Origin of the sequence: Kribbella sp. NPDC050470 (assembly GCF_044458365.1) — a bacterium.
Taxonomy (GTDB): Bacteria; Actinomycetota; Actinomycetes; order Propionibacteriales; family Kribbellaceae; genus Kribbella.
Map to the genome: position 1 here is coordinate 18,160 of NZ_JBITHV010000024.1, position 13,405 is coordinate 31,564.

The following is a 13,405-nucleotide window of genomic DNA, read 5'->3' on the forward strand; positions in this document are numbered from 1 at the left end:
CGCACCCGGCTCAGCCGATGACCCAGGGGCGCCAGGTGTCGATGTCGGGGGCGTCCGGGCTGATGGGCTGATCGAAGGTGTGGGTGCCCACTCCCGGCAGGTGCGCTGCCACCAAGGTGTCCAGGTTGTGTACGAGGAGCATGGCGACATCGGGCCTTGACTCGACCAGTTCACCGAAGACCGCCTGGGTCTCGCGCAACTGCAGTTTCTCGTCCTTGCGCCCCGCCAGTCGAACCTGCACATCGATCGGGTACGGATCGAGCGCCTGGACGTCCTCCGGCTCCGGATCGACCTCGCTGTACCCGTTCGGCGCGACCAGCAGAATGAGATCACCCTCGGCCGTCCGCGCCTGGCCCCGGAACATGTACTCCCCGGTCTGCAGGTCCTCAGGATGCAGCGGTTCCAGACCGATCGCCCCGGCCAGCCACTGCGCGAACTGATCGACAGGTTCAGCCGCAGCCAGAAACACGTTGTCGCTGGTGGACATCACTGCTCCTTCGTGTAGGTGACCATCCGCCCGTCACCGAGGATGACATGAACAACGTCTGCGACGGTCTTGCCAGGCTGACCAAGAGCCCGCCGGTATCCGCGGTCCGCGATCGCCTCCGACAGCCCGACGTTCCGTCCGTCGATGACGACCTCACCGCGCGGGCGGTCCTGCGTCGCCTGGCCGGTGCCTTCGAGCATGTTGCGCTTCACCGCTGAGTGAGTGCCCTCGCGAAGCGTCTTGAACTCGATGATCACTCCCTCCTCGGTGCCACTCCTGCGAACCGCCGAGTCCGGATTCTTCCTGTTGCGAGTGGTGTGGTCGGGACGTCGTGCGTCGACGCGCCACCCCTGTCGCTCGAGCACCTTCGCGATCTCCTGCTCCTTGCCGTCGAAGATGCCGTCCGGATCGTGGATCCCAGGGGCGAAGTCGTCGCCGAGGGGGCGGAGGTCGAAGGCTGGGTCGAAGTCGAGGGTGGGGTTGATGTCTACGGCGATCGGGTCGGGATTGTCTTCGGGGTAGTCGAAGGTGGCTTCGATCTGGGTCGGGGTGATCGTGAGCTCGGCGTGGTCCCAGGTTTCGGCTGCGGAGTCGGCCATGGTGGCCAGGAGGTTCTTGATGGGTTCGGTGAGGTCTACCTCGATCTGGAAGTCCTGGCGGAGGTGGTCCTCGCGTTTCTGGTCTTCCTTTTCGTTGCGTTCCTCGATGGTGAGCTCGCCGGTTTCGGTGACGGTGATCTCGACCTCGAGCTCTTCGGGGTCCTCGCGCTGCTCTTCGTCCTTCTCGCGTTGTTTGCGGAACTTCTCGAAGGCTTTGCGGGCGACGGTGACGAGTGGGGACTCGTCGTCGTCCTGCTCGGGGAGTTCGATGTCGTCGTAGCGGGCGGTGAGGCGTTTCGGGCGGCCCTGGGAATCCCGTTCGGAAACGTCGTCCCGGCCGCGGGTGGCCTTGTTGCGGTCGGCGGAGTCGCTGGAGGGCCGGTTCGTACTGCGGGAGTCGCCGACGAGGCGCTCAGCCCAGGCGCGCGCCTTCGGGGGCGCCATCGACAGGTAGTGGGCCGCGGCTTCGCATGCGCGGGCGGCCGCGTCGAGTTGCTGGGCAGCGACCGTGGCGCGGCCGTGGGAGGCGGCTATCGCGGTCGCGGCGTTCTCACGGCAGCGGTCCGCGGTGCGCTGCAGGTGCTGAACCACCTGCGGCACCTCGTCGAGGCAGTCGACCAGACCTCGGGCGACTCGCTGCAGGTCCGAAACCATTTAGATCTGGTCGGCGTAGCTCTTGCATCCGGCCGAGGCGATCTCCAGCGCCTCGGCGGCCTGTTCGACAGCCTTACCGGCGGCGTCCAGGATCTCCGAGATGTCCCGGTCGACGCCGGTCGCCGTACCGGCGATCAGGCTCTCCACCTGCTGGCTGTGCTGGGTGAAGCGGAGCTTGAACCCGGCCAGGCCGCCGGCGGCCTGCTTGGCCTCCATCGACACCTGGTGCAGCTGTTCCTTGAGCCGCTGTACGTCGGACACATCAACCCTCTCCCTCAACCACGCTTCTTCGGCAGCACGATCGCCGTACCGGACACGATCACGGGTACCAGGATCGCCAGCCACCAGGGCAGTCCGGCCGCCATCACCGCGACGACCACGACTGCACCTCCCCAGCCCCACCAGCGCGCGCCGGGCAGCCGCGGCAGCCCCAGCACCCGCGACGCAGCCAGCATCGTGACCGCAGCGATGGCTGCTGCCTCGACGCCGGCCAGGAACGACCGCGTGACCACCCACACCACCACGAACCCGACCAGTGTCAGTGCTGCGCTGATGGTACGGCGCTTGCGCCGCTCCTGCTCCGCCCGGGCGTCAGCGCGGACCTGCTCGAGCTGGTCGACCGCCTCACCGAGCTGCTTGGTGATCCGGGTCGCCGCCGACTCCAGATCAGTCAGCGCACGGATGTCCGGGAACGCGATGTTGACCCGCTTGCCCTCCGCGGGCAGTCCGGCCCGCTGCAGGCTGGCCGCAGCCTGCTCGGCCAGCGCGTTCAGCCGGGCCTCCACCTTGCGGCCGCGCTCGGCCATAGCGTCGGCCTCGGCGAGTGCAGTGGCCTCTGCCTTCGACTTGTGGGCAGTCACCCGGTCCTGCGCCTGCTGGGCGTCCGCCCGGGCTCCTGCGACCTGTCGGAGCGCCCGTGCGTACTCAGCCCACTGCTGCTCTTCCGTCTTCATCGCCGTACCAACTCCACCGCGCGGTCCACCTCGTCGGACCGCAGTGCGGCAAACGGTACGACGACCTGTGCCTCCGGGTGCAGGCCGTCCCACAGCAGTGCCCGGTGCGGTTCAGACGCCCAGCGCACCAGCGGACCGCAGACTGCGCGCACGCCGTCCTGCGGGTGCTTGAGGAAGAGGTGGGTCGCGACGTTGGCCCGCCCGTACCCGAGCTGCTCGGTGCAGACGTGCAGCCGGTTCCACCAGCCGAAGGTGATGAGCCCCTGCGACGGCCCGTCCCGGACGATGTCCTGCAGCGCGTTCGCAGGGCTCTCGAAGAACCCCTCCGCATGCACCTGCATCTTCGGTACCCCGTGGAACCCAAACCCGAGTAGATAGGTCTCCCCACCGATCTGCCCGTTCCGCACCTGGTCCCGCAGCGCGAACAACCGTGGCGCGATGTCGTCATGCTTGTCGACTGTCTCGACCTCGCACCCCAGCTGCCGCAGCGCCTGGATCAACGCCCCCTTGCCATCAGCAACAGCAGGCGACGAGTTGGTGCCGTCGACGAACACGAACCGCGGCGGGTCCACCGCAGCGGCAGCCGCAGACAACGCAAGCCCACTCAGTACGCCGATGGCGTCAGCCGGACCGTCACCCAGCACCAGTACGCCGGCCCCTGGCTCGGGACGCACCTCCACCTGCACCGGCGCCTCAGTCACTGCGATCGGCAGCCCCGTCCATGGCCGCCCCAGCTCAGGCTTGACCGCAGCAGCAGTGTCCGCCAGCCGCGCCGGCTCGGCCAGGTGGAAGATGCGCGGCGGATGCGCCGCCTCCCCCGCCCGCGTCCACAGCTCGCGCCGCAGCTCGTCCAGCACCGGCTTGTCGGCGAAGCTCACCAGTACGTGCTGGTTGTCGTCCGGCGAGCCGAAGTTCGCGTTCAGCACCGCCTCACCGCGGAACTGCAGCTCCGCCGCCGCCGTGTTCCCGCTCCGCAGGATCGCCTGCGCGTCGGCCGGCGTCGTCTTCAGCGCGATCCGGTACGGCACCTGTCCGAAGATCGAGTCCCGCTTGGTCGACAGCCGCTTGACGCCCTCGATCGTCTGCGTCGCCAGTACGACGTGAACGCCGTACGCGCGTCCCAGCCGGACGAGCCGCTCCAGCAACTTGGCCGCCTCGTCAGCAAGCTCGTCGTCGTCCTCCAGCAGCACCTGGAACTCGTCGAGTACGACGAGCAGGCGCGGCGGCCGATCAGGGCCGGCTGCAAGCTCCGCGATGTCGGCAACGTTGCCATGCGCCTTGAAGATCTCGCTGCGCCGCGCCAGCTCGTCCGACAGGTGCCGCAGTACGGCGAGACCGAACGCGCGGTCGCTGTGGATCCCGAGCACGCGCACTTGCGGCAGCCAGTGCTCCCGCTCCGCCGCCGGACCCAGTGCGGAGAACTCGACCCCGTGCTTGAAGTCGAGCAGGTACATCTCCAGGTCGGCCGGGGCATACCGGGCGGCCAGACCGTGGATCATCACCAGCAGCAGGTTCGACTTGCCCTGGCCGACGGCGCCACCGACGAGCACATGCGGCAGCGCGGGGTTGCCGCTGCGCAACCGCACCAGCGCCGGCGTCCGGTCGTCGTACCCGATCACTGTGCTCAGCTCGTCCTTGACCGGTTGCCACCAGGTCGAGCGGTCCGGCAGCGTCCGGTCGAAGTCGATCGTCGGCAGTACGGCGATGTCGGCCAGCTCGGCCACCACGTCACAGATGCCCGCGGCAACGTTCGCGTCGAACTGCGGGTCGAGTTTCGCCGGTACGCCGGGAAGCTGAGCGACCTCCACCTTCTCGCCGGCGATGGCGACCGGGGTCAGCATGTCGAGCAGCTGCTTGGTGTCGACGTCGTTCTCTGGTGTCATCGACGGGTCGTGGTGGACCAGGAAGCAGATGCCCCGCTCGCCACCGGTCGCGGCCAGCCGGAGCAGGTCGCGCTGGGCGAGCGTGTCGATGCCTGCCGGGTAGTCGAACAAGATGACCAGCCGATAGGGGTCAGTGACTCGGCCCGTCTCCCGGATGAGGTCCTCGAACCGCTCGTGCCCCAGTTGTGCCTGCCTGCTGGCGCGCAGCGACGAGACATCGACCAGTCCGGACAGCACTGTGTGCAGCTGCTCGGCGGTGTGCGTTGCCCTGGGCACCAATTGCGGGTACTTCGTGGTCAGGTGACCGAGCAGGCCCATCGTCCCGGTCAGCCGCGGGTCGAACGCGTCTATCCGGAGCCGGAAGGGTTCGGCGGCCGCTACCAGGCGCAGTGCGACGCTCTGCAGCAGCCTGCGGGCGGACTCGTGGCGGTCGGCGGTCACACGCCACCCGTTCGTCCGCAGCAGTGGCGCAGCGACCGGCGTACCAGGGTCTAGCTCGCCCACTCGCACGTACGACGGGATGCCCGCGCCGACGAGTTGCCGCGAGCGCCAGCGTGCGTCGTTGGGCGGTATGGACGCCAGCCCGGGCGCCAGCTTGTCCGCCAGCAGACGCGCGGTCGGCTCGGCACTGGCCAGTGCCTCGGCGGTCTTGGCGTCCACCAGGGCCCGTGACTCGCGTCGGGCGACCGCAGTCTGTTCCTGTAGCTGACGATGCAGCTGCACGGCTCGCTGGTGCTCGCCGTACGTCAGTTGTCGGGCGTCCTCCAGCAGCTGCCCCAGCGCGTGTTGGAGACCGCGGATCCGGGCCTCCAGGAGCTCCGGTGAAACCGGTCCGGGCGTACTTCCCCCGTCAGGCTTCTCCGTCACGAGCACCGTCCTTCCACTTCTGCCCCGCGACACCACTTGCCTGGAGTAACCATGTCACACCACCAGACCCAGTGGTCACTCCAGGCATACCTAGTCTCACCAACTAGTCCGGTGCGACTATCTCGAGCTCGTAGCCGTCCTCGTTGTGCAGGAAGGCGGCGTAATGCTGCGGGCCGCCGGCGTACGGGTGCCGGTCGGCGAACATCAGTGTCCAGCCGTGCCCGGCCGCCTCCGCCACGATCGCGTCGACCTCCGCCCGGCCGGCCGCGGTCAGGGCGAGGTGGTTCATCCCAGGGCGGAGCCGGTCGTGCTCCGCCGCCGACATCGCCGGGCTCTGCTCGACGACCAGGTAGCAGCTGTCCGGGGCGATCCAGGTCATCCCGCCGGGCCAGCCGTCACCGTCCTTCCAGCCCAACCGGTTGAGGACCCAGCCCCAGCTGTTCAGCGCCTTGGACAGGTCTGGGACCCAGAGCTCGATGTGATGCACCGCGGCGACCATCGGAGCATTATCGGTGCTCGTCGAAATGGCTCGTCACCACCACCGAGACCAGCCCGGTCAGCACCAGCCAGACCAGCGCCGCGACCAGCCACGGCCACCACTGCCGGCCCTGCGCGGCCTCAGCCACCGCCTTGCCGAACAGACCGCCGGCGGGCGCGAAGACGAGCACGAGCAGCACCCGCGCGATCGACGTCTCCCTGGTCATTTCTTCATTGTGGGAGCGGATCGTCCAGCCTGCAGAAACCTTGGCGTTTCGCGCCCCGTCATCTTTCTGTCCGTGGCAGGGTTTAGCGTCTGCGGTGGAACTTGGACAGATCGGGGGTTTGAGGTGAGCGGGACCCGGATCGAGACGACCGCCTACGGAGCGGCCGCTCTGGAACGTCTGCAGGCCGTCGTCGCGCGGCTGAAGGCCGACGATCCGATGAAGCCTGTCACCTTGCTCCTGCCCAACAACCTCGCCGGAGTCGTCGCCCGCCGCCACCTCGCCCTGTCAGGGATCGCAGGGCTCTACCTGGCAACGCTGGAGCGCCTGGCCGAGCAGCTGGCCGCGGGTGTGCTGTCACCGCGCCGCCCCGCGACCCGGCCGATCGTCGCGGCGACCTGGCGGACGGCGCTGTCCAAGGCGCCCGGCATCTTCCAGGAAGTCGCCGAGCACCCGTCAACCATCCAAGCGCTTGCCTCAGCCCACAAGGAGCTCCGCGACCTCACCGATCCAGCCCTCGAGAGCGTCGCCGGCGCATCGGTGCTCGGCCCCGACCTGGTCCGCCTGCACCGCCACGTGACGACGGAGCTCGCCCCAGAGTGGTACGACGAGACCGACCTGCTCCGCGCAGCCGCGGCCCGGATCACCACCGACCCTGGACTGGTCGCTGAGCTAGGCGCTCTCGTCCTCTACCTTCCGCAGGAGCTCACCCAGACCCAGGCAGCGTTCGTCGAGGCGTTGGGGTCCGCGGCGGCCGATCTCACGGTCATCGTCGGGCTCACCGACGTACGGCGGGCCGACCGAGCGGTCCGCCGTTCGCTGGAACGGATCGGGATCGATCTGCCGTCGTCGATCTCGAAGAACTACCCGGTCGCGACCGAGGTGCTCAACGCGTCCGACGCCGACGACGAGGTGCGCTGCGTCGTCCGGGACGTGGTCGCCTCGCTGCAGAAGACCCCGGCCCATCGGATCGCAGTCCTCTACACGGCCGCAACGCCGTACGCACGGCTTCTGCACGAGCACCTGGCCGCTGCCCGGATCGAGGTCAACGGACCCGGCACCCGGCCGGTGCACGAGCGCGCGATCGCCCGGACGCTGCTCGAGGTGCTCGCCCTCGTCGACCAGGACCTGCCCCGCGCCGACGTCTTCCGTGCGCTCGCGAACGCGCCGACGCGTGACTTCACCGGCGAGCGCATCCCGGTGCCGCAGTGGGAGCGGATGTCCCGAGTCGCCGGAGTGGTCCGTGGCGACGACTGGGACGCCCGGCTCGCGCGGTACGCCGAGTCCGAGCGCCGTACGGCGAACCAGGAGGAGGCAGCCGAGGACCCACGACCGGCAGCTGTGCGGCGTGCGCAGTACAACGCAGCCAACGCAGAACGCTTGCATGCGTTTGCTTCCGAGCTCCGCCGCCGGCTTGGTGGTATCGCCGCGCTGGAGACGTGGTCGGAGCTTGCCGGTGGTGTGCTGCAGCTCTTCAACGACCTGCTTGGTGACTACTCGTCCCTGCCGGTCGAGGAGCAGTACGCCGCGGTCGCGGTCGAGGGGTCGTTGAAGGGGCTGTCGACGCTGGACGCGCTGGGCACGCCGGCGAGCCTGACGGTGCTGCGCGATGTGCTGGATCTCGAGCTGCAGCAGTCGCTTCCTCGGGTCGGGACGTTCGGGACCGGTGTTCTGGTGGCGCCGTTGTCGGCGAGCGTCGGGTTGTCGGCCGACATCGTGTACGTCGTCGGGCTGTCGGAGGATCTTTATCCGGGGCGGGTACACGAAGACGCGCTGCTCCCCCATCGGGTCCGCGAGGCGGCGGCGCCCGAGTTGGCGTCGTTCCGGGACCGGTTGGACGAGAAGCAACGGCATTTGCTGGTGGCGTTCTCAGCGGGTTCGCGGAAGGTGGTGGCGTCGTTCCCGCGCGGCGATCTGCGGCGTTCGTCGCGGCGACTTCCGACTCGGTGGTTGCTGGGCACGATGCGGTCGTTGACCGGGGATCACGCGCTCGCCGCGACCGAGTGGGACCAGGCTTCGTACGGCGATCGGCTGCAGACGTCGGCGTCGCACGCGGGATCATTGACGACGGCAACCATGCCGGCGACCGAGCAGGAGTGGCAGGTCCGGGCGGTGTCGGCCCGGTTGTGGCTCGACGACGAGGTCGTCGTTCGGGCGCGGGAGCTGTTGCGTGGGCGGGCGAGCAACGCGTTCACGCGCTTCGATGGAGATCTGTCCGGGGTGTCGGGGCTGCCGGAGTACGCAGTGGAGGACCGGGTCGCGTCGCCGACGTTGCTGGAGGCGTATGCGACCTGCCCGCATGCGTACTTCGTCGAGCGGTTGCTTCAGGTGGAGCCGCTGGAGGCGCCGGAGGATCTGCTCGTGATCTCGCCGATTCAGGTGGGGAACCTGATCCACAACAGCCTGGACGCTTTCGTGTCACGACTGGCGGGCTCGCTGCCGTCGTACGGCGAATCTTGGTCGGCCGAGCAGCGGTCGTTGCTGCTGGCAATCGGTGCGGACCTGGCCGATCAGTTCGAGGCGGAAGGGCTGACCGGGCATCCGCGATTGTGGCAGCGGGAGCGGCTGCGGATCCTCGGCGACCTGATGGTGCTGCTGAACGACGATGACCACTGGCGGGCCGACCGGGATGCGTCGGTGGTCGCTTCGGAGCTGCGGTTCGGGTTCGACGGCGAGCCGCCGGTGGAGATCCCGGTGCCGTCGGGGCGGGTGCTGCTGCGCGGCAGCGCGGACAAGGTCGACCTCGGGCGGGACGGGACGATCTACGTGACCGACGTGAAGACCGGCGGCTTCTCGCGGTATGAGGCGATCGAGTCCGACCCGGTGGCGGGTGGGACGAAGCTCCAACTGCCTGTCTACGCGTACGCCGCGCGCGCCCGGCTCGGTGAACCGTCGACACCGGTCGAGGCGTCGTACTGGTTCGTCCGGCGCGGCGGCAAGCGGATCCCGGTGCCGCTGACTCCCGACGTCGAGGCCCGGTACGTCGAGACGCTCGACGTGATCGTGTCGTCGATCGCGGCCGGGTACTTCCCACCGAAGGCGCCCGAGGTGCCGGACTTCCTCTGGGTGCAGTGCCCTTACTGCAACCCGGACGGGATCGGGCACAGCGAGGTGCGAGCGCGATGGGACCGGAAACGGCTTGATCCGACACTGTCCCGCCTGGTCCGGTTGATCGACCCGACTGCGCTCGCGGAGGCCGGCAATGAGTGAGTTCTTGCTGGACAGCGCGGCGCGGGAGCGGATCCAGTCCGACACGTCGGCGACGTTGTTCGTCGAGGCGGGCGCCGGGTCGGGGAAGACGCACGCGCTGGTCGACCGGGTGACGACGTTGGTGCTGCGCGACGGCGTACCCCTGCGGACGATCGCGGCCGTGACGTTCACCGAGAAGGCCGGGGCGGAGCTCCGCGACCGATTGCGGGTCGAGTTCGAGAAGGCGCGGAAGGGGCCGGCCGGGAAGCTGGCGGATGCGGCGCTGGACGACCTGGACTCGGCGTCGATCGGGACGTTGCACGCGTTCGCGCAGCAGCTCCTGCTCGCGCATCCGATCGAGGCCGGGCTGCCGCCGCTCATCGACGTACTGGACGAGGTGGGTTCGTCCGTCGCGTTCGAGGAGCGCTGGGCGGAGTTGCAGCAGCTGTTGCTCGACGACGACTCGATCGCGGAACCGCTGCTGCTGGCGATGGCGGTCGGGGTCGAGCTGAAGCACCTGCGGTCGCTGGCGCGGCTGTTCGGGAACGACTGGGACCTGATCGCCGAGCGGGTGCTGGTCGATCCGCCCGAGCTGGTCGCGATGCCGGATCTCACCGGGCTGGTCGCGGCGGCCGCGCAGATCGGTGCCGTTGCGGAGTCGTGCCTCGATGCCGAGGATCGCCTGCTGCCGAGGGTGCAGCAGATCCGTGAGCTCGGGGTGATGCTGGACGCCGCGACCGACCAGGAGACGCAGCTGGCGATCCTGCAGACGCTGCGCGGGCTGAAGGTCGGCCGGATCGGGCGCAAGGAGAACTGGCCGGACATCAACCGGGTGCGCGGCGACTGCACCGAGGTGGTCGAGGTCGCCGGATCGCTCGTCGAGCTGCTGCTGGACGCTTGCCTCCGGCATCTTTCGCACTGGATTGCGGAGCGGGTGCTGGAGTCGGCGGAGCTGCGGCGGGCGGAGGGGCGGCTGGAGTTCCACGACTTGCTGGTGCTGGCGCGTGACCTGCTTCGGCGGGACGCGTCGGTGCGGTCGGCGTTGCAGGAGCGGTTCGAGCGGCTATTGCTGGACGAGTTCCAGGACACGGATCCGATCCAGATCGAGCTGGCGGTGCGGATCGCCGGTGGTGCCGAGGCGTCGGCTGAGGACTGGCGTGACGTGGAGGTGCCGGAAGGACGGCTGTTCGTGGTCGGGGACCCGAAGCAGTCCATCTACCGGTTCCGGCGGGCGAACATCGCGACGTACCTGACGGCCCAGGACCTGCTCGGCGAGACGGTCGCGTTGACCACCAACTTCCGCACGGTGTCGCCGGTCCTCGACTGGATCAACGCGGTGTTCGGGTCGTTGATCCAACCCCAGGAGGCGGCCCAGCCGTCGTACCAGGCGCTCGCTCCTCATCGCGCCGGCCCGTCCGCGGACTCTCCCCGGGTCCCTCCTCCGCAACCAACTGACGTCAGCGGGGACCAGCTCTCGCTGCTCGGCGACCTGTTCGACTCTGCCGATCTCGCGACGGTGCTTCCCTTCCGGCGCGTTACCTCCGACGACGACACCCCTGTCGCCAGCTCTGACTCCTACGACGAGCAACTGTCCGGCCCCGCCGTCACCATCCTCGGTGCCGAGCCGCACGCCGACCTCCCCCGCGCGCAGGCGTCCGTCCTCCGCGAGCGCGAGGCGGTCGACGTTGCGGCGACCATCGAACAGGCGTTGAGCAACGGCTGGCTGGTGTACGACGAGCGCACCCGCGGCTGGCGTCCAGCGGAAGCCGGCGACATCGCCGTACTCGTCCCTGCCCGCACCTCACTCCCCTTCCTGGAAGACGCCCTCGACCGCGCTGACATCCCTTACCGCGCCGAGGCCAGCTCCCTCGTCTACCAGACCGCAGAGGTCCGCGACCTCCTCGCATGCGCCCGCGCCCTCGGCGACCCGAGCGACCAACTCGCGCTCGTCACCACCCTGCGCTCGCCGCTCTTCGGATGTGGCGACGACGACCTCTACGTCTGGAAGCGATCGGGCGGCTCGTTCACCCTGACCGCGCCGGTGCCTGACTCGCTGCTCACTCATCCGGTCGGCGAGGCGATGGAGTGGCTGCGCCGGACGTACTACGCCGCCCGCTGGATGACCCCGAGTGAGGTGCTGGCGAAGATCGTCGCCGATCGCCGGATGCTCGAGGTCGCCGCGATCGGGCCGCGGGCGCGGGACGCGTGGCGCCGGGTCCGGTTCGTGGTCGATCAGGCGCGGGCGTGGTCCGAGGTGGAACACGGCGGCCTGCGTTCGTACCTCGCGTGGGCCGCGCACCAAGGCGAGGAGGCGTCGCGAGTCGCGGAGGCCGTCCTCCCCGAGACCGACGCGGACGCCGTACGCGTGATGACGATCCATGCCGCGAAGGGCCTGGAGTTCCCGATCGTCATCCTGTCCGGTATGACGGCCGCGCCGAACCGGCAGCGCGGTGTCCAGGTGCTGTGGCCGCCGGACGGCGGGTACGCGGTCAAGCTGAAGTCGTCCGTGCAGACCGAGGACTTCGACCTCGTCCAGCCGGTCGACGAGCAGATGGACGACTTCGAACGCCGCCGCCTGCTGTACGTCGCCGCCACCCGGGCGCGCGACCACCTGGTCGTGTCGCTGCACCGGTCCGGCAACCGACGCCACTCCAGCAATGCCGAGCTCCTCGCGTCGGCCGGCGGCGTCGAGGCACCGCACGTCACGCTCTTCGACAGCCCAGCTCCGGTCGAGCGCGAGCCCCGGTCGTCGGCCGACGTCACCCCGCCAATCGCCCGTACCGATTGGGAGAACCGCGTCGCCGCCGCCCGATCCGCCAGCCGCCAGCGCTCGGCCCAGAGTGCGTCCGGTCTGGAAGGGACGGGGCCGGACGTCGCGTTAGCTGACGTCGACCCCGGCACGGCCAAGGCAGCCCGCGACCTCGAGCTCCCACCGTGGTCGAAGGGCCGCTACGGTACGGCGATCGGTCGTGCCGTGCACGGCGTCATGCAGGTCGTCGATCTGAGCACCGGCGCCGGCCTCGACGCCGCCGTCGCTGCGCAGTGCCTCGCCGAGGGCGTCCTCGAGTACGCCGACGTCGTGGCCGCGCTGGCGCGATCCGCATTGGCGGCCGACGTGGTGAAGCGGGCCGCCGTACGCGAGCACTGGCGTGAGTCGTACGTCGGCAGTCTGCAACCGGACGGGACGATCCTCGAGGGCTTCGTCGACCTCATCTACCGCGAGGACGACGGCCGTCTCGTCATCGTCGACTACAAGACGGACGCCGTACCCGCGGCCGCGCTGGACAGCCGGGTCGCGTACTACGCGCCTCAGCTCCAGGCCTACGCAGCCACGATCCCGAACTCCGGGACGCCGGTGCTGCTGTTCCTGAACCCAGCCGGCGCGGTGGAGCGTTTGCTCTAGGCAACGAGATTGACGGCCAACGCGGCAATCACCAGGCTCGAACCGAGCGCGCTCAGCAGCCTGCCTCGGTGTCCGGTCAGCACGCGTCCGAGCAACGCGCCACCGCCCGCGAGCAACAGTTGCCAGCTAGCCGACGCCGCGAACGCCGCTGCGACGAACACGGCCCGCTCGACCGCGGTCATCGCGTTGGACCCGCCCAGTACGAGGGCGGCGAAGTAGATCACCGTCATCGGACTCAACAGGGTCATGCCGAGCAGGCCGACGTACGCCTTCAACACACTGACCGGCATGTCCTGCTCGATCCCGGTCAGCCGGTGCGCGCGATATCGCCGTACCGCTCTCGTTGCGCCGCTCACCGCGAGCGCGAGAAGCACCGCGACCGACGCCCATCGCAACGGCACGACGACGGACTCGATCACGGGCGCCAACGCCGTGCCCGCGACCGCAGCCACCAACGCATAGATCCCGTCCGCCGACGCGATCCCCAACGCCGCACAAGCGCCGACCCGCCACGAACTCCGCGCCGTCAACGCCACCAGATAGGTCCCCACGGGCCCGACCGGCATGGCAATCCCATACCCCGCCAGCAACCCGGCGACCAGCACCCCGATCACAACACGACCGGGTTCGCCCTCCAACCACGACCGGCCTGCTGACCCCGAGCCGCCC

General features: G+C 69.4%; 10 protein-coding genes. 2 read left to right on the forward strand and 8 right to left on the reverse strand.

Features of this window, described 5'->3' with window-relative positions:
- Positions 1-10 precede the first annotated feature (10 nt).
- The 7 genes from ACIBGM_RS44280 to ACIBGM_RS44310 form a co-directional block, all read right to left on the reverse strand.
- Complete coding sequence (locus ACIBGM_RS44280) at positions 11-487, reverse strand: hypothetical protein (protein WP_360535131.1); 477 nt, start codon at positions 485-487, stop codon at positions 11-13.
- Positions 487-1,740: a hypothetical protein gene (locus ACIBGM_RS44285; RefSeq protein ID WP_360535133.1), complete on the reverse strand. Its 1,254-nt coding sequence runs from the start codon at positions 1,738-1,740 to the stop codon at positions 487-489. Before ACIBGM_RS44285 ends, ACIBGM_RS44280 begins: the two co-directional genes overlap by 1 nt.
- Complete coding sequence (locus ACIBGM_RS44290; RefSeq protein ID WP_360535135.1) at positions 1,741-2,019, reverse strand: hypothetical protein; 279 nt, start codon at positions 2,017-2,019, stop codon at positions 1,741-1,743.
- On the reverse strand, positions 2,016-2,693 hold the full coding sequence (locus ACIBGM_RS44295) for a hypothetical protein (RefSeq protein ID WP_360535137.1): 678 nt from the start codon (positions 2,691-2,693) through the stop codon (positions 2,016-2,018). The genes ACIBGM_RS44290 and ACIBGM_RS44295 overlap by 4 nt, the downstream gene beginning before the upstream one ends.
- Positions 2,690-5,443: an FtsK/SpoIIIE domain-containing protein gene (locus ACIBGM_RS44300; RefSeq protein ID WP_396388983.1), complete on the reverse strand. Its 2,754-nt coding sequence runs from the start codon at positions 5,441-5,443 to the stop codon at positions 2,690-2,692. The genes ACIBGM_RS44295 and ACIBGM_RS44300 overlap by 4 nt, the downstream gene beginning before the upstream one ends.
- Before the next feature lie 103 nt (positions 5,444-5,546).
- Positions 5,547-5,942, reverse strand: a complete 396-nt coding sequence (locus ACIBGM_RS44305) for a VOC family protein (protein WP_396388984.1) — start codon at positions 5,940-5,942, stop codon at positions 5,547-5,549.
- Positions 5,943-5,949: 7 nt separating this feature from the next.
- Positions 5,950-6,147, reverse strand: a complete 198-nt coding sequence (locus ACIBGM_RS44310) for a hypothetical protein (protein WP_360535143.1) — start codon at positions 6,145-6,147, stop codon at positions 5,950-5,952.
- 123 nt (positions 6,148-6,270) lie between these two features.
- Here ACIBGM_RS44310 and ACIBGM_RS44315 point away from each other — a divergent pair, with 123 nt between their 5' ends.
- Positions 6,271-9,354 (forward strand): PD-(D/E)XK nuclease family protein, encoded by a 3,084-nt coding sequence (locus ACIBGM_RS44315; protein ID WP_396388985.1) that lies wholly within the window; start codon positions 6,271-6,273, stop codon positions 9,352-9,354.
- A complete protein-coding gene (locus tag ACIBGM_RS44320) occupies positions 9,347-12,736 on the forward strand; it encodes a UvrD-helicase domain-containing protein (protein ID WP_396388986.1) in 3,390 nt (1,129 codons plus the stop codon). Before ACIBGM_RS44315 ends, ACIBGM_RS44320 begins: the two co-directional genes overlap by 8 nt.
- Here the strand turns inward: ACIBGM_RS44320 and ACIBGM_RS44325 are convergent.
- Positions 12,733-13,302: a LysE family transporter gene (locus tag ACIBGM_RS44325; RefSeq protein WP_396388987.1), complete on the reverse strand. Its 570-nt coding sequence runs from the start codon at positions 13,300-13,302 to the stop codon at positions 12,733-12,735. The two genes, ACIBGM_RS44320 and ACIBGM_RS44325, sit on opposite strands and share 4 nt — an antisense overlap.
- Positions 13,303-13,405 lie beyond the last annotated feature (103 nt).

Excerpts from the sequence above, each read along its gene's own strand:
- ACIBGM_RS44280 (WP_360535131.1), bottom strand. The coding sequence starts at position 487 with ATGTCCACCAGCGACAACGTGTTTCTGGCTGCGGCTGAACCTGTCGAT.
- ACIBGM_RS44285 (WP_360535133.1), bottom strand. The coding sequence starts at position 1,740 with ATGGTTTCGGACCTGCAGCGAGTCGCCCGAGGTCTGGTCGACTGCCTC.
- ACIBGM_RS44295 (WP_360535137.1), bottom strand. The coding sequence starts at position 2,693 with ATGAAGACGGAAGAGCAGCAGTGGGCTGAGTACGCACGGGCGCTCCGA.
- ACIBGM_RS44305 (WP_396388984.1), bottom strand. The coding sequence starts at position 5,942 with ATGGTCGCCGCGGTGCATCACATCGAGCTCTGGGTCCCAGACCTGTCC.
- ACIBGM_RS44310 (WP_360535143.1), bottom strand. The coding sequence starts at position 6,147 with ATGACCAGGGAGACGTCGATCGCGCGGGTGCTGCTCGTGCTCGTCTTC.
- ACIBGM_RS44320 (WP_396388986.1), top strand. The coding sequence starts at position 9,347 with ATGAGTGAGTTCTTGCTGGACAGCGCGGCGCGGGAGCGGATCCAGTCC.
- ACIBGM_RS44325 (WP_396388987.1), bottom strand. The coding sequence starts at position 13,302 with ATGCCGGTCGGGCCCGTGGGGACCTATCTGGTGGCGTTGACGGCGCGG.